Source organism: Comamonas sp. UBA7528 (genome assembly GCF_002479375.1).
Lineage (GTDB): Bacteria > Pseudomonadota > Gammaproteobacteria > Burkholderiales > Burkholderiaceae_C > Comamonas.
Genome location: NZ_DLMU01000014.1, coordinates 581,195 through 596,330 on the forward strand (window position 1 = coordinate 581,195; position 15,136 = coordinate 596,330).

General features: G+C 67.7%; 11 protein-coding genes. 8 read left to right on the forward strand and 3 right to left on the reverse strand.

Going from position 1 to position 15,136, the window contains the following annotated elements; translation table 11 throughout:
• Nucleotides 1-290 precede the first annotated feature (290 nt).
• Complete coding sequence (locus B3349_RS18250; RefSeq protein ID WP_291590849.1) at nucleotides 291-3,542, forward strand: EAL domain-containing protein; 3,252 nt, start codon at nucleotides 291-293, stop codon at nucleotides 3,540-3,542.
• A gap of 57 nt (nucleotides 3,543-3,599) precedes the next feature.
• Here the strand turns inward: B3349_RS18250 and B3349_RS18255 are convergent, their stop codons facing one another.
• Entirely contained in the window at nucleotides 3,600-4,880 is a 1,281-nt protein-coding gene (locus B3349_RS18255; protein WP_291590850.1) for a BaiN/RdsA family NAD(P)/FAD-dependent oxidoreductase, read from the reverse strand.
• A 174-nt stretch (nucleotides 4,881-5,054) separates the two neighbouring features.
• On the opposite strand from B3349_RS18255, the gene B3349_RS18260 reads away from it, so the two are divergent.
• From B3349_RS18260 to B3349_RS18285, 6 genes are all read left to right on the forward strand, one after another.
• A complete protein-coding gene (locus B3349_RS18260) occupies nucleotides 5,055-5,537 on the forward strand; it encodes an acyl-CoA thioesterase (RefSeq protein WP_291590851.1) in 483 nt (160 codons plus the stop codon).
• Between the two features lie 130 nt (nucleotides 5,538-5,667).
• Entirely contained in the window at nucleotides 5,668-7,647 is a 1,980-nt protein-coding gene (locus tag B3349_RS18265) for a PhoX family protein (RefSeq protein ID WP_291590853.1), read from the forward strand.
• Nucleotides 7,648-7,882: 235 nt separating this feature from the next.
• Entirely contained in the window at nucleotides 7,883-8,365 is a 483-nt protein-coding gene (gene nikR, locus B3349_RS18270; protein WP_291590854.1) for a nickel-responsive transcriptional regulator NikR, read from the forward strand.
• Between the two features lie 168 nt (nucleotides 8,366-8,533).
• Complete coding sequence (locus tag B3349_RS18275; protein ID WP_291590856.1) at nucleotides 8,534-10,573, forward strand: TonB-dependent receptor; 2,040 nt, start codon at nucleotides 8,534-8,536, stop codon at nucleotides 10,571-10,573.
• Between the two features lie 55 nt (nucleotides 10,574-10,628).
• A complete protein-coding gene (locus B3349_RS18280) occupies nucleotides 10,629-11,345 on the forward strand; it encodes a DUF4198 domain-containing protein (RefSeq protein ID WP_291590857.1) in 717 nt (238 codons plus the stop codon).
• Nucleotides 11,346-11,463: 118 nt separating this feature from the next.
• Complete coding sequence (locus tag B3349_RS18285) at nucleotides 11,464-11,970, forward strand: RidA family protein (protein ID WP_291590858.1); 507 nt, start codon at nucleotides 11,464-11,466, stop codon at nucleotides 11,968-11,970.
• A 184-nt stretch (nucleotides 11,971-12,154) separates the two neighbouring features.
• On the opposite strand, the gene cobA is transcribed toward B3349_RS18285, so the two are convergent.
• Together cobA and ybiB are read right to left on the reverse strand one after the other, a co-directional pair.
• A complete protein-coding gene (cobA, locus tag B3349_RS18290; RefSeq protein ID WP_291590859.1) occupies nucleotides 12,155-12,973 on the reverse strand; it encodes a uroporphyrinogen-III C-methyltransferase in 819 nt (272 codons plus the stop codon).
• Nucleotides 12,970-13,914 (reverse strand): DNA-binding protein YbiB, encoded by a 945-nt coding sequence (gene ybiB, locus B3349_RS18295; RefSeq protein WP_291590860.1) that lies wholly within the window; start codon nucleotides 13,912-13,914, stop codon nucleotides 12,970-12,972. Before ybiB ends, cobA begins: the two co-directional genes overlap by 4 nt.
• 411 nt (nucleotides 13,915-14,325) lie before the next feature.
• On the opposite strand from ybiB, the gene B3349_RS18300 reads away from it, so the two are divergent.
• Nucleotides 14,326-14,961, forward strand: a complete 636-nt coding sequence (locus tag B3349_RS18300; RefSeq protein ID WP_291590864.1) for a DUF937 domain-containing protein — start codon at nucleotides 14,326-14,328, stop codon at nucleotides 14,959-14,961.
• Nucleotides 14,962-15,136 lie beyond the last annotated feature (175 nt).

A 15,136-nucleotide genomic window follows, 5' to 3' on the forward strand; every position in this document is an offset into this window, starting at 1 on the left:
CCCGCCGCATCCCGGCAGGAACCGGTCCGCAGCGCCGCCTGCCGATTCCTGTCGTTCTCAGTGGCTTCCAGTCGCTGCCTGTCGTTTCCTGTCGTTTCCTGTCGTTTCCTGTCGTTTCCTGTCGTGTCCCGCCTCCGGCCTGGGCTTCGCCGCGCTCGCCATCGCCCGGGATCGCCGCCGCCACGCATGCCTGTGCGATTGGGTGCGGAATTTGCTAGAGCCTCCAGGCTTTGTCAGATTCACCACAGGGCGGCCGCTGCCAGCGCAGGACGGGCCGCCGCGGAGGCGCCATGTCGTTGATGTACCGGGTTTCGAGTTGGTTGGGACGCCTGAGTGTGGGTCGCAAGTTGATGCTGATTTACCTGCTGGACCTGTCCGCGGTGATCTACGTCTCCAGCATCCTGATCCACGAGAAATACCTCTCCATTGATTTCACGCGCAAGGAAATCGTCGGCACCACCTACGCCGCCGTGGTGCGCGATGGCCTGCTGGGGCGCTTTCTGCCGGCCGACCAGCAGCCTCTCCCCGTCGCGCAGGCCCTGGAGCGGCTGGCCCAGGTGCGCCAGGCGCATGACGCGCAGTTGCAGACGACCCAGGCCAGCCAGGAGTTTGCCGACACCCTGCAGGCCCTGGCCCCGCTGTCGCCTCAGGATGGGGCGATGCTCTCGCGCCTGCGCAACCAGCTGCTGCGCGATGGGCGCGAACTGCTCACCACGGTCAGCAACCAGTCCAATCTGATCCTCGACCCCGATCTGGACAGCTACTACGTGATGTCGCTGGTGGCGCTGCGATACCCGGTGCTGCTGCAGACCGTCTATGACACCATGGGCTTTCTGGCCGCCGGCCCGCTGGCGCGCAACCCCCAGTGGTCGTCGGACCTGCTGACCCTGGCCGGGCGCCTGGATGCGGTGGCGCAAGGCATAGAGTCGGACTTCAACCAGGCTTTTCTGGCCGGTTCTCCGCAGATGCGCGAAGCCCTGACCGGGCCGCGCCAGCAGCTCAAAGCCACGCTGGACGACTTCCAGCGGCAGATCCAGGACATGGCCAACGGCGATGCCACGGGCACGCTGGCCCAGCTCAGCACCCACGAGGCCGCGGTGCTGGGGGCGCTGACCGGCGCCTGGAATGTCGGCATCACCGAGCTGGAGCGCCTGCTCCACCAACGGGTGGACAGCCTGTTTGCGCGCATGTGGCTGCACCTGGGCACGGCCCTGGTGCTGCTGGGCTGCATCCTGAGCCTGGTGACCCTGGTGGCGCGCCAGATTGCCCGGCCGCTGCAGCAACTGGCCGGCGTGGCCGACAAGGTGCGCACCAGCGGCGACCACACCCTGCGCGCGCACTGGAACAGCCGCGACGAGATCGGCCGCCTGGTCACCGCCTTCAACGGCATGCTGGCCCAACTGGACCACGAGCGCCTGCTGCAGCAGGAGCTGGCGGCCAGCGCCCGGGCGGCCCAGGCCCAGCGCGAACTGGTGGAGGCCTTCCCCATCCCGATGGTCGTGACCTCGATTCCGGAGCACCAGGTGCTGCACGCCAATGCGCCGGCACAGCCCTGGCTCAACGGGCGGCGGCTGGACCCCTGGGCCGTGGGCCTGGAGGCCGGCGTGCGGGCGCGCTTCTTTCAGCGGCTGGCCGACCAGGGTGTGGTGGACGAATTCGAGGTGCGCTGGAAAGGCGGCGCCGAGCCCTCGTGGGCGGTGCTGTCGGCACGGCGCCTGCAGTTCCAGGGGCAGGATGCGGTGCTGACGGCGTTCACGCCCATCAATGTGCTCAAGGTGATGGAGCAGCGCCTGGAGCTGTGGGCCAAGGTGTTCGAAGCCTCTTCCGAGGGCATCATCATCATGAATGCCGAGCAGCACATCATCAGCGTGAACAAGGCGTTCTGCCGCAGCACCCAGTACGACTTCTACGAAGTCATCGGCGAGAGCCTGGACCTGCTGCTGGAGCCGCACGAAGGCGAGCCGCTGTCGGCACAGATTTCACGCACCATGGTGGAAAAGGAGTCCTGGCAGGGCGAGGTGCGCTTTCGGCGCAGAAACGGCGAAACCTACCCGGCCTGGCTCATGGTCTCGGCGGTGCGTCCGGTCAAGGGCGAGGCGGTGCTCAACCACATCGGCATTGCGATCGACATCACCGACCGCAAGCTCAACGAGGAGCGCATCCAGTTCCTGGCCCACCACGATGTGCTGACCGAGCTGCCCAACCGCTCGCTGTGCGTGCTGCGGTTGCAGGCGGCGCTGGCCCAGGCGCAGCTGACGGGCGAGAAGGTGGCGGTGCTGTTCATCGACCTGGACCGTTTCAAGACCATCAACGACACGCTGGGACACCACATCGGGGACGGCCTGCTGCGCTCGGTGGCCGGGCGCCTGCAGCAGTCGGTGCGCAGCTGCGACACGGTCAGCCGCCTGGGCGGGGACGAGTTCGTGGTGGTGATGCGCGGCGTGACCGGGCGTGCCGACGTGCAGACCATGGTGGAGCAGCGCCTGATCCGCCTGATCCGCCAGAGCCATTCCGTCGAAGGGCACGAGCTGAATGTGTCCTGCAGCGTGGGCATTGCGGTCTACCCCGAGGACGGATCCGACATCGAGGAACTGATGCGGCGCGCCGACGCGGCCATGTACGAGGCCAAGACCACCGGCCGCGACATGGCCTGTTTCTATTCGATGGAAACCGACCTGCGGGGCCAGGCGCGCCAGACCATGGAGCAGCAGCTGCGCCGCGCCATCGAGCGGGGCGAGCTGAGCGTGCACTACCAGCCCCGGGTGGGGGCGCGCAGCGCCCAGCTGCTGGGGGTGGAGGCGCTGCTGCGCTGGAACAGCGCGCTGCTGGGGCCGGTGCCGCCCAGCGAATTCATTCCCATCGCCGAAGAAACCGGGCTGATCCGCAGCCTGGGCGCCTGGGTGCTGGAACAGGCCTGCGCACAGTGGATGCGCTGGCAGGACAGCACGGTGGCAGGCGGTGCGCTGATGGGGGTGGGGCTGTCGGTCAATCTGTCGGCCGTGCAGCTGGCCGACCCTTCGTTGGCGGCCGACATCCGTTCGGTGCTGGAGCGCACGGGCATGCCGGAGCAGCACCTGGAGCTGGAGATCACCGAATCCCAGTTGATGGAAAGCGCTCCCAGCGTCGCCGACCAGGTGGTGGCGCTCAAGCTGCTGGGCGTGCAGCTGTCCATCGACGACTTCGGTACCGGCTATTCCAGCCTGGCCTACCTCAAACGCTTTGATATCGACCGGCTGAAGATCGACAAATCCTTTGTCCACGACATGCTGGACGATCCGGCCGATCTGGCCATCACGCGCGCCATCATCAGCCTGGGGCACTCGCTGGGGCTGAAGGTGGTGGCCGAAGGGGTGGAAAACCGTGCCACGGCCCAGATGCTCAGCGCGCTGGCCTGCGAAGAGCTGCAGGGCTTTTATTTCAGCCGGCCCTTGCCGGTGCCGGATCTCGAGCGCTGGGCGCATGCCTACCTCGGGTCCGACCCGCTGTGGCGGCCCGGCACGGTGGGCGGGGCTGTGGCTGGTGGGGCAGCGCTGGCGGAATAAGGGGGGAGGTACGCGGGGGCGTTGCGGCTGCAGCCGCCAGCGGGGTGGCTGGCAGCGTCAGTCCGTGGCCATGCCAGCGGACAGCGCCATGGCGTCGGCGCAGGCGGCTGCGCTGGCCCAGGCCCACTGGAAGTTGTAGCCGCCCAGCCAGCCGGTGATGTCCACCACCTCGCCAATTGCATACAGGCCGGGCTGGGCCTTGCACTCCATGGTCTGCTGCGACAGCGCCTTGGTGTCGATGCCGCCCAGTGTCACCTCGGCCTTCTTGTAACCTTCGCTGCCGGTGGGCGTGATTTCCCAGCGTGTGATCTGGTCGGCCAGCTTGGCCAGGGCCTTGTCGCTGGCCTCGTTGATCGGGCGCTGCAGCTCGGGGTGCTGGGCGACCCAGGCCTCGGCCAGGCGTGTGGGCATGTGCTGGGCCAGCTCGTTCACCACCAGCTTGCGTGACTGCAGCTTGGCACTGGCCAGCAGCTGCGCCACGTCCACGCCGGGCAGCAGGTTGATGTGCAGCGGTGCACCGTCCTTCCAGTAGCTGCTGATCTGTAGCACTGCCGGGCCGGACAGGCCGCGGTGGGTGAACAGCAGGTCTTCCAGAAAGGCCATGCGCTCCTTCTTGCTGCCGGTGCTGATTTCCACGGGCAGGGCCAGACCGGCCAGCTGGGCATAGGGCTGCCAGGCTGCGCCGTCAAAGGTCAGCGGTACCAGGCCGGCACGGCGCTCGATGAGCGGCAGCTGGAACTGCTGGGCCAGGCGGTAGCCGAAATCGGTGGCGCCGATCTTGGGGATGGACAGGCCACCGGTGGCCAGCACCAGCCTGGGCGTGCGCACCAGGCCGCGGTCGGTGTGAACCTGGTAGCTGCCCGTGCCCTCGGTGCCGGCATCCGCCACTGCGGCCGCATGCACCACTTTCTCGACGCGGCAGGGCTGCCAGCGTGTCACGCCACCGTCAGCGCACTCGGCCAGCAGCATGCGGATGATGTCTTCGGCGCTGGTGGTGGCAAACAGCTGGCCCTTGTGCTTTTCCTGGTAGGGAATGCCGTGCCGCTCCATCAGGGCAATGAAGTCCAGCGGGGTGTAGCGCGACAGGGCCGAGCGGCAGAACTGCGGGTTCTGGCCCACATAGTGCTTGTGCGGCGCACGCACATCCAGATCGCGGTTGGTGAAGTTGCAGCGTCCGCCCCCGGAGATGCGGATCTTCTCGGCCACCTTCTCGGCATGGTCGATCAGCAGCACCTTCAGCCCGCGCTGGCCGGCCTGGGCGGCGCAGAACAGCCCGGCCGCTCCGGCCCCCAGGATCACGGCGTCAAAGTGCAGGGCGGAGGTGGTGTCGGAAGGCATGGGGTGGTGAAGGCGAGCGGGTCAGGGCCGCCGGTGGCGGCTGCTGGGGGGCAGGTGCGGCGCCCAGCACAGGCGCCGCTGCAAAGGCGGCAGTGTAGCCAAGCCCTGTGCACCCGGTGGGTTGAGCGCGCCATGCCCTGCCAAAACGGGTGGCGCTTTCTACAATCGCCGTCCATGAACCTGCCCGCACACCAACTCAGCATGACGGTGCTGATGTCCCCCGATATGGCCAACTTCTCCGGCAATGTGCACGGGGGCGCCATCCTCAAGCTGCTGGACCAGGTGGCCTACGCCTGTGCCAGCCGTTACGCCGGCCGCTATTGCGTGACGCTGAGCGTGGACCAGGTGATGTTTCTGCAGCCCATCCATGTGGGCGAGCTGGTGACCTTTCTGGCCAGCGTCAACTACACCGGCACCTCGTCGATGGAAATCGGCATCAAGGTGGTGGCCGAAGACATCCGCAGCCAGGTGGTGCGCCACGTAAACAGCTGCTTCTTCACCATGGTGTCGGTGGACGACGACAAAAAGCCCGCCGCCGTGCCCGCACTGCAGCTGGAAACCGAGGAACAAACGCGCCGCTGGCAGGCCGCGCTGATCCGCAAGGACATGCGCAAGGAAGTGGCCCAGCGCTTTGCCCAGACGCGCAAGCCCAGCTGACGTTCTGCTGCGCATGTGACACGCCGGTGGCTGCTGTGTGACGGCTGCAGCCACTCCGGGCCGGCTTGTCACGCGACTGTCATGGCGGCTTTCCACAATGCCGGCATCCCCCACGATGCCCGAGGAAAGCATGCCATTTGCCCGCACCACGCCGTCCATTGCGATCGACAGCGAAGACCTGCCCACCAACCTGTCTGACAACCCGCATTTCCAGAGCGTGGTGGAACAGGCCGTTTCGCGCCGGGGCTTTTTGCGCAGCGGCACCGGCCTGTCGGCGGCCCTGTTTCTGGGCCTGGGTGGCGGCGTGGCCGGCCTGGCGGGCTGCGCCACGGGCGGCAGCCGCAGCGGCGCCCCGCTGATCGGCTTCACCGCCATCCCCATCAGCACGGACGACGCCGTGCACATTGCCCCCGGCTACACCGCCACGGTGCTGGCGCCCTGGGGCACGCCGCTGCTGGACGGTGCACCCGCCTTCAAGGGCGACGGCAGCGAAGATGCCGCAGCCCAGGCCCTGCAGCTGGGCGACAACCACGACGGCATGCATTTCTTTGCCATCGACGGCAAGAACGACGAAGGTCTGCTGGTGCTCAACCACGAGTACTGCACCGTGGATGACAAGAAGAAGCACTATGTCTGGCTGTTCGGCGCCCAGGGCGAAGCCGTGGCCCGCAAGTGGGGCCGCGACCACGTGCACAAGGCCATGAATGCGCATGGCGTCTCGGTGGTGCACATCCAGCGCAATGCGCAGGGCCGCTGGGACCTGGTCAAGGACAGTCTCTACCACCGCCGCATCACCGCCCACACCGCCATGGAACTGACCGGCCCCGCCGCAGGCGATGCGCTGCTGCAGACCCAGGGCGATCCCAGCGGCCGCCGCGTGCAGGGCACGTTCAACAACTGCGGTAACGGCTTCACCCCCTGGGGCACTTACCTGACCTGCGAAGAGAACTTCAACAACTATTTCGGCACCACCAGCGGCGCCGACCAGCGCACGGCGGCGCAAAAGCGCTACGGCCTCTCGGCCCAGGCCAGCCTGTTCCAGTGGGAAGGCCATGAGCCGCGCTTTGACTATGTGAAGCACCCCCAGGAAAGCCACCGCTTCGGCTGGATCGTGGAAATCGATCCCTTCAACCCCACCAGCATGCCCAAGAAGCGCACGGCGCTGGGCCGCATCAAGCACGAGAACGCCGCCTTTGCCTTGAGCAAGGACGGCCGTGCCGTGGTCTACATGGGCGACGACCAGGCCGATGACTACATCTATAAATTTGTCTCCGACGGCAAGTACGTGAAGGGCGGCGACAACAGCCGTCTGCTGGACAGCGGCAAGCTCTACGTGGCGCGCTTCGGCGCCGGTGCCACGCCGGGTGACTTTGCCGGCACCGGCGAATGGCTGCTGCTGGACAAGGCCGCGGACGCCAAGCTCCAGGCGGACAGCCGCTTTGCCAACCAGGCCGCCGTGCTGGTCTACACCCGACTGGCTGCGGACGTGGTGGGCGCCACCAAGATGGACCGGCCCGAATGGGTGGCCGTGCATCCGCACACCGGCGAGGTCTATGTGACCTTGACCAACAACAGCGGCCGCAAGGTCGCGGACGAAGCCAATCCGCGCGAAAAGAACATCTACGGCCAGATCGTGCGCTGGCGCGAGGCCGGCGGCGATGCCGGTGCCACCACGTTTGCCTGGGACATCTTTGTGCTGGCCGGCAACCCCATGGTGCACACCGACCGCAAGGATTTGCGCGCCGGATCGGCCAATGTCACGGCGGACAACAGCTTCAACAGCCCGGACGGCCTGGCCTTCGACAACGACGGCCGCCTGTGGATCCAGACCGATGGCAAGTACAGCAACCGTGGCGACTATGCCGGCCAGGGCAACAACCAGATGCTGTGTGCCGATCCGGTGAGCAAGGAGATCCGCCGCTTCTTTGTCGGCCCCAAGGAGTGCGAGGTCACGGGCATCAGCTTCACTCCCGACAGCAAGACCATGTTCATCAACATCCAGCACCCGGGGGAAGAGGGCGACAGCCACTGGCCCGGCGGCGGCAACAGCATCCCGCGCTCGGCCACCGTGGTCATCACCAAAAATGATGGTGGTGTGATCGGAACTTAAGGCGCGCACGCGCATCCATAGACAGGACATGCATCCGGGCCCACAAGGCCGGGGCGCATGGCAAGGGCTGGCGCAGTGGTGGATGTGCCAGCCCTTGTTGTTTGGGGAAGGCGCTTTTGGTGCGTGCCCGTGCCAGGCACCAAGGTGGTGCAGCGACGCACCGGGTCGGTGGTGACTGCGCGGGGAATTTCGGCCTTATCCTCGGCGACAGGCACCGTACTTGCTAATTTCCCGCATGCAAAGATTCACCATCTCCCTGGACGACGAACTGGCCGACGAGTTCGAGCGCTACATGCACCGGGCCGGCTATGCCAACCGCTCGGAAGCCATCCGCGACATGCTCTACGTCCGCCTGGGCCAGCAGCGCGAGCAGGCCGACCACCAGGGGGACTGCATGGCCGTGCTGTCCTATGTGTACGACCACCACGCGCGCGACCTGACCGAGCGCCTGGCGCGCCTGCAGCATGCGCGCCACCAACTGACCATCTCCACCACCCATGTGCATGTCGACCCCTTGCAGTGCCTGGAAACCGTGCTGCTGCGCGGTCCGGCGGGCGAGGTGCGGGCGCTGGCCAACGCCATCATGGCCGAGCGCGGCGTGCACCATGGGCAGCTGAATGTGGTGATGGGCCAGGACGCCCAGGGCCATTCCCATGAAGGCTCCCATGGTCATGCGCATGACCACCCCCATGAACATTCCCATGACCACTCCCGTTAGAGACGGCCTGCGGAGGGCCTGACGGCACGGTCCGGACGGCCGGATGTGGACCCCGGCGGCAGAGGTGCGGCGCTTGGTATGAAGTTTGCATAAATCTTCATAACTGCATGGCAGATACAGGACAGCCTTCCCCGGAAGGCATGCACCACCACCACGTTGCCACCCTCCATGTCCTCTTTCTTGCGACAGCTCGCCTGTCCACCACTGCGCACTGCCGCGGCGTTGGCCGCACTGTGTGCCTGCCTTCCTGCTGCGGCGGAAGAGGCCCGCCTGGCCGCCCTGACCGTCAAGGGCCAGGCCCTGGCCGCCAGCCAGGCTGCCTTCAGCACCCAGCACCTGACCCAGGAAGACCTGGCCGCCACCGGCGCGCAGGAGGTCGAAGACCTGTGGCGCCAGGTGCCTGGCATGCATGTGAACGACTACCAGTTGAGTGGCGTGGCCAACGCCGTGGTGCTGCGCGGTTTTGGCGGGGGGGGGCACGGTGGCGACATTGCCGCCACGCTGGACGGCATCACACTCAACGAAGCCATGTCCCATGCCGACGGGTATTTCGACCTGAATGTGGTCGTGCCGCTGGAGGTGGAAGAAGTCACCGTGCACAAGGGCCCGGTGTCGGTGCTGCAGGGCAATTTCAACCGCGCAGGGCTGGTTGCACTGCAAACGCGCCGCTCGGGCACCTACACCGAAGCGCAGCTGCAGGCCGGCTCGCACGGCACCTACGACCTGCAAGGGGCACTGGGCCGCCAGCTGGGTGCGGACGACCAGATGTTCCTGGCCGCACAGTCCTACACCACGGACGGTGCCCGGCCCGATGCCGATGCCCGGCGCCATACGCTCAGCGGCCGCTGGCACCACCGGGTGGACCGCCGGGTGGACTTCGCACTGTCAGCCCGCTGGCACGAGGCGCGCGGCGACTCGCCCAGCTACCTGACGCAGGCCCAATGGCAGCGCGACCCGCAGGGCAAGGATCCGCGCGTCCAGGGCGATGGATCGGAAAAGACCTTCGCCACGCTGCGCCTGGATGTGAACTATGCGCTGGGCGACAGCACCCAGCTGCTGGCCTTTGCCTATGGCACCCGGCAGGATTTCGTGCGCTGGTTCACCCGTCCGCGCAGCAGCACCTGGATGCAGCGCGAAGAGCGCTATGACCGCGACGTGCTGGGCATGGGCCTGCAGCTCAGCGGCAGCGCAGCCCTGGCGGGCGCGCCGCTGGAATGGCTGCTGGGCACCGAGCGCCTGCAGGAAGACACCGACTACGGCTACTGGGAAGGCACCCAGAACCGCCGGCGCATGACAGCGGCCGTCAGCGACCGGCACACGGCGCTGGACACCACGGCCGCCTACGCCCAGGCGCACTGGAAACTGGCACCCTGGCTGCAGCCCAGCATGGGCGTGCGCTGGGACCGTTTCACCGGCGATTGCCGGCGCCTGGGCGCGGAAACCGGCAGCGACGCCTGTGAGCGCATGGCCACCACCCGCCATGCCAGTCCCAAGCTGGGGATGACATCGCAGATTGCACCGCAGACCACCTTGCGCGCCAGCTGGTCGGAAGGCTTTGCACTGGCCAGCGACTTTGCCAAGTACGCACTGGGCACCGCCGGGCTGGACCCCAATGTCTTCCGCCAGACCGAGCTGGGTGTGCAATGGGCACCCCACCGCAGCCTGTGGCTGGATCTGGCCGTCTACCGCACCACCTCCAGCAACGAAATCCGCAACGTGGCGCCGGGCGTGTACGAGAACTTTGGCAGCACGCGCCGCAGCGGTGCGGAGCTGCAGGCCCACTGGGCGCCGCTGTCCAACGTGGAGCTGCAATGGAGCTATGGCCGCATGCACTCGCGTGTGGCGGAAAACGCCAATGCCGCGCTGGTGGGCAAACAGGTCACCGCCGTACCCGCCTACACCAGCACCATGCAGGCCAGCTACCGGCCCACCGCAGACTGGACGCTGCGCGCCATCTGGCGCCATGTGGGCAGGGGCGCGGTGGATGCCGCCAACACCCAGTGGAGCCGCGCCTACCAGGTGGGCGATGTGGGGGCGCAGTACGCGCTGCCGCGCAGCCTGGGCTGGGGTGATGCCCAGCTGAGCCTGTGGGTGCGCAACGTGACCGACCAGCGCTACGCCAGCAGCACCAGCGTGATCGGTGGCGAACGCCTGGTGGCTCCCGGCGCGCCGCGCACCGTGACCGTGGGCCTGAAGTTCGCGCTGTGAAGCGGCGGAGGCTCCCAATCTCCTTTTTTGTTGTTTCCCCGAGCAGGAATTCCCCATGACACCCTCTTACCCCCATCGCCTGCGCTGGCCCGCAGCCCTGGCCGCCTTGTGCCTGTCCGGTGCCGCACTGGCCCACAACGTCTGGTTGGAGCCGGACTCCGACGGCAGCTACCTGCTGCAGTTTGGCGGCCATGCCGGACAGCTGGAAGCGTTTCACCACGCCAAGCTGCAGAGCGTGACTGCCTATGACCGGCGCGGCCGCAGCGTGCCCGCCCAGGTCCGGACCGTGGGCCAGGGCCTGAAAGTCCACCCCGATGCCCAGGCCGCGCTGCTGGCCGTGGAACTGGACAATGGTTTCTTCAGCGGCCAGCCCGGCGACAAGGCCATGCGCAACCTGCCCATGGACCAGAACCCGGGGGCCACACGCGGGGTCTGGGCGCGCAAGTACCACAAGACCCTGCTGGTCTGGGGCGCGGTGGCGCGCAAAGGACTGGGCCAGAAGTTCGAAGTGACACCCCAGCAGGGCCAGGTACCGCATGCGGGCGAGCAGGTGCTGCTGCAGGTCACGCTGGACGGCAAGCCGCTGGCCGGTGTGCGCCTGAGCCAGGGCGAGAACGGCAGCCCCGTGGCCACCGATGCCCAGGGGCTGGCCCGCGTGCCGGTGGTGGCGGGTACCAACACCATCCAGGCCATCTACCGCCAGCCCGTGCAGGGCGATGCGCGCACCACGGAGCTGAGCTTTGAACACCTGCTGCGCTTTGCCGTGCACTAGCCCGGACACCGGTGCCTGCACCACAGTCCGGATGGCCGAGGGCCTACACTGGCTGCATCTGTAACCGGGGCTGTGCCGCAGGGGCCGTGCCCCATGCCCGAAAGGCAGGGAGAGCGAGATGACGACACGGGATCAGCGGCTGGCACAAGCCGCCCAGGCACTGGATTGCCCCATGGATGTGGAGATTGCCCCTGGCGGCAGCTACCGCCCGGTGGTACGGGACGAGCGCATGCTCTATGTCAGCGGCCAGCTGCCGCGCCTCAACGGGGCCATGGCATCGCTGGGGCCGGTGGCACCGGCCTCCGCCACACCGGCCGCCGGAACAGCCACGCTGGAACAGGCCCGGCGCGCGGCGCGGGTCTCGGCCCTGCGCAGCCTGATGCTGGTGCAGCGCACGCTGGGCAGCCTGGAGCCGGTGCAGCGCATCTGCCGCATGACCGTGTATGTGCACTGCACCAGCGACTTCACCCAGCACAGCGAGGTGGCCGACGGAGCCTCCGAGCTGCTGGTGGAAGTGCTGGGTGACATCGGCCTGCCCGCGCGCTCGGCGATCGGCGTGGCGCAGCTGCCCAAGAACGCCTCGGTCGAGGTGGAGCTGACGGCGTCGGCCCATTTCGCGTTGTAAGGGCGCAGGCCACCGGGGTGGCATGCGGTCGGCACAGGCCGCATGCCTGAGGCACCGCAGGCGTTCGCGGCCTTCCGCCACTGTGAGTCGCCCCGCTGGGCCGTACACCCCCCAAAAAAGAGCGCCCTGCGGGGCGCTCTTTTTTGGGGAGGGACTGTGGGTGCAGCGCCGTGCCGGAAGCGGCTTAGCCCGCCACCGCCTGCAGCGCTGCAGCGGCGTGCGCGCCGGCCGAGTTCTGCTGCGCCCATTGCGACACGCCGCGCACCACATCGCCAATCACCAGCACGCTGGGGCTACCCAACTGCTCGTCGTGCAAGGTGGCGGGCAACCGGCCCAGCGTGGTGATGGCGTGGCGTTGCTGCGCCAGGCTGGCGTGCTGGATGATGGCCACGGGCAGGGTGCCGGGCAGGCCGCCCTCCTGCAGATCGTGGGCAATCGATTCGGCGGAGCGCACGCCCATGTAGATCACCAGCGTCAGCTTGGCCGCATGGGCCGTGGCGGCCAGCGCGCGCCAGTCGGTGCCGGCGTCACCGGGCTTGGCATGGCCGGTGATGAAGACGACGCCATGGGCATGGTCGCGGTGGGTCAGCGGCGCGCCCAGGCTGGTCAGGCCGGCCAGACCGGCGGTGATGCCGTTGATGACCTGCACCTCGATGCCTTCGGCGCGCAGGTGTTCCACTTCCTCTCCACCCCGGCCAAAGATGAAGGGGTCCCCCCCCTTGAGGCGCACCACCTCTTCACCGTCCTGCACCGCCTGCAGCATCAGCTTTTCGATGAAGGCCTGGGGCGTGCTCTTGCAGCCGCCGCGTTTGCCCACGTACACCACGCGGGCCGTGGGGGCGGCATGGGCCACGATCTCGGGGGAGACCAGGTCGTCCACCAGCAGCAGCGTGGCGTTCTGGATGGCTTTGAGCGCCTTGATGGTCAGCAGCTCCGGGTCGCCCGGGCCGGCACCCACCAGGGTGCAGCGGCCGGTGGGGAGGGGCGTGGTGGCGGTGGTCATGGTGTGGCTCCTTGCGCAGCGGTGCTGCGCAATTGGCGGTGCAGTGCAGTCAGATACTGCACTTGTTGGGCAATGGGGGCGGGAACGGGCTGGCGGTCTGCGAGCACGTTCTCGATGTAGCGGGCCGTGGACTCTACATCATGGCTGGGCGGAAGCGCAGGCAGATCGGTCAGCGTGCCGCGCTGATTTTCCTGCAGCGGCTGCAGCTGGCCGCGCAGCACGGCCGTCATGGCCGGGTGACGGCGCGGGTCGGCCACGGGCTCGCCCTCGGTGCCGCGCAGCAGCAGGGCGGTGGCGCCCACCAGGGCCTGGGTGGCGGCCATGGAGGTGGCGTATTCGGGGTGGGTGTAGCTGCCCACCACCAGGGTGTCGTGGCCGCTGCGGCCCAGCGGGTTCAGCAGTTTGACCAGGCTGTGCGACGGGTTGCGCAGGCCGATGGCGGCGCGGGCATTCAGCAGCCTTTGCAAGCCGGTGTGCAGCGCGCCCGTGGCGCAGTGCAGCAGCTGTCCGGGGGCGATGTCGGTCAATGCGGTGGCGGGGGTGTGGCCCAGCGCCTGCAGCACCTGGGAGCTGGTGGTGCGGCTGGATTCGGTGGTGCTGCCATGCAGCAGCACCGGCAGGCCTTCGCGTGCCAGCAGCAGGGCCAGCAGCGGGGTGAGCACCGGCAGCTTGCGCGCGCCGTTGTAGCTGGGCAGCACGATCCAGGGCTGCTGGGGCGCAGCCAGTGCGGGCAGGCGCTGGTGCACCGCGTCCAGAAAACCGGCCATCTCGTCGGGCGTTTCGCCCTTGATGCGCATGGCCACGCAGAAGGCGCCGGTGGCCAGCTCATCCACCTGGCCGTCCAGCAGCTGGCCCATCAGGTCGGCGGCCTGGTCGCGCCGCAGCGCCCGCGCGCCGTCTTTGCCGCGGCCGATTTCTTTGAGGTAGTGCTGGATTGACATGGGGTATATATTGTCTTTCGTTGTTATGGTTTGTTTTTAATATTTATTTTTCATATGTAAATGGTGCTGGCGGTTGCAGAGGCGGGCATGGCGCCCGGACCGGCACACCGCTGTGGCGGCTATTTTCGTTCTGAATAGACGCCGTGTTCATGCAGGGGGCCGCAGGTGGCAGTCGCTGTGCACTTTTTTCCGCTTCTCGAGGGGCCGGCGCAGGCGCGGGCTCCCCATTGCGGGTCATCGGAAAGCCAGCGGTAACAGTGTGTGGGAGCCGCCGTCGGCCCCAGGCAGCACACCGGGTGGCGCACTCGGGACGGCAGTGATGATTGTTCACGATGGCAGCCATGGCTTTCGGTGGACGCCGCGTGTGCAGTCTGTACGATGGGGTGCTGAATTTCCTCCGGAGTCTCTGCCATGAACGCTTCCCCCTCCCTGGTCGATGAACTGATGTCCCAGCTGCAAGGTGCACCCATGCAGCAGATGGCGCAGCAACTGGGCACCGACCCCCAGCAGATGCAGTCGGCCGTGGGCGCGGCCCTGCCGCTGCTGCTGGGCGCCTTGGGCCAGAACGCAGCCCAGCCCCAGGGCGCCGCTGACCTGCTGGGGGCGCTGCAGCGGGACCATAGCGCTGCCGTGCCCCAGGGCCTCGGCGGCTTGGGCGACCTGCTGGGCTCGGTGCTGGGCGGCGCACAAGGGGGTGGTGCCGGACTGGGCGGCAGTGCCGACATCCTGGGCCACATCTTTGGCGGCAACCAGCAGCGCGCGGAAGCGGGCTTGGGCCAGGCCACCGGTCTGGGCGGCAATGCCGGCAATCTGCTGCAGATGCTGGCCCCCATCGTGATGGCTTTCCTGGCCAGCCGGGTGCAGTCCGGCGGCCTGGATGCCGGCGGGCTGGGCCAGGCCCTGGGCCAGGAACGTGAGCGGGCACAGGCCCAGGGCGGCCTGGGGGGAGGCTTGCTGGGCAGCCTGCTGGACCAGGACGGTGATGGTCAGGTGGGTATGGGCGATCTGTTCAAGATCGGTGGCGCCTTCCTTGGCGGGCGCCGCTGAGCGCACCCCGAACAGGGCATGCCGTGTCCGCATGGGGGCGGCGCAGCGCCGCAAAGACGGATAAAAGGCAGCGCAAGCTGCCTTTTTTGTAGGCACTCAGCGCGGGATCGGGTAGGAGACCGGCGCGAGGGCTGCATACCCGCTACAGGGATACGGGCATCGCCTGATTGCTGCA

Excerpts from the sequence above, each read along its gene's own strand:
- B3349_RS18250 (WP_291590849.1), top strand. The coding sequence starts at position 291 with ATGTCGTTGATGTACCGGGTTTCGAGTTGGTTGGGACGCCTGAGTGTG.
- B3349_RS18255 (WP_291590850.1), bottom strand. The coding sequence starts at position 4,880 with ATGCCTTCCGACACCACCTCCGCCCTGCACTTTGACGCCGTGATCCTG.
- B3349_RS18260 (WP_291590851.1), top strand. The coding sequence starts at position 5,055 with ATGAACCTGCCCGCACACCAACTCAGCATGACGGTGCTGATGTCCCCC.
- B3349_RS18265 (WP_291590853.1), top strand. The coding sequence starts at position 5,668 with ATGCCATTTGCCCGCACCACGCCGTCCATTGCGATCGACAGCGAAGAC.
- nikR (WP_291590854.1), top strand. The coding sequence starts at position 7,883 with ATGCAAAGATTCACCATCTCCCTGGACGACGAACTGGCCGACGAGTTC.
- B3349_RS18275 (WP_291590856.1), top strand. The coding sequence starts at position 8,534 with ATGTCCTCTTTCTTGCGACAGCTCGCCTGTCCACCACTGCGCACTGCC.
- B3349_RS18280 (WP_291590857.1), top strand. The coding sequence starts at position 10,629 with ATGACACCCTCTTACCCCCATCGCCTGCGCTGGCCCGCAGCCCTGGCC.
- B3349_RS18285 (WP_291590858.1), top strand. The coding sequence starts at position 11,464 with ATGACGACACGGGATCAGCGGCTGGCACAAGCCGCCCAGGCACTGGAT.
- cobA (WP_291590859.1), bottom strand. The coding sequence starts at position 12,973 with ATGACCACCGCCACCACGCCCCTCCCCACCGGCCGCTGCACCCTGGTG.
- ybiB (WP_291590860.1), bottom strand. The coding sequence starts at position 13,914 with ATGTCAATCCAGCACTACCTCAAAGAAATCGGCCGCGGCAAAGACGGC.
- B3349_RS18300 (WP_291590864.1), top strand. The coding sequence starts at position 14,326 with ATGAACGCTTCCCCCTCCCTGGTCGATGAACTGATGTCCCAGCTGCAA.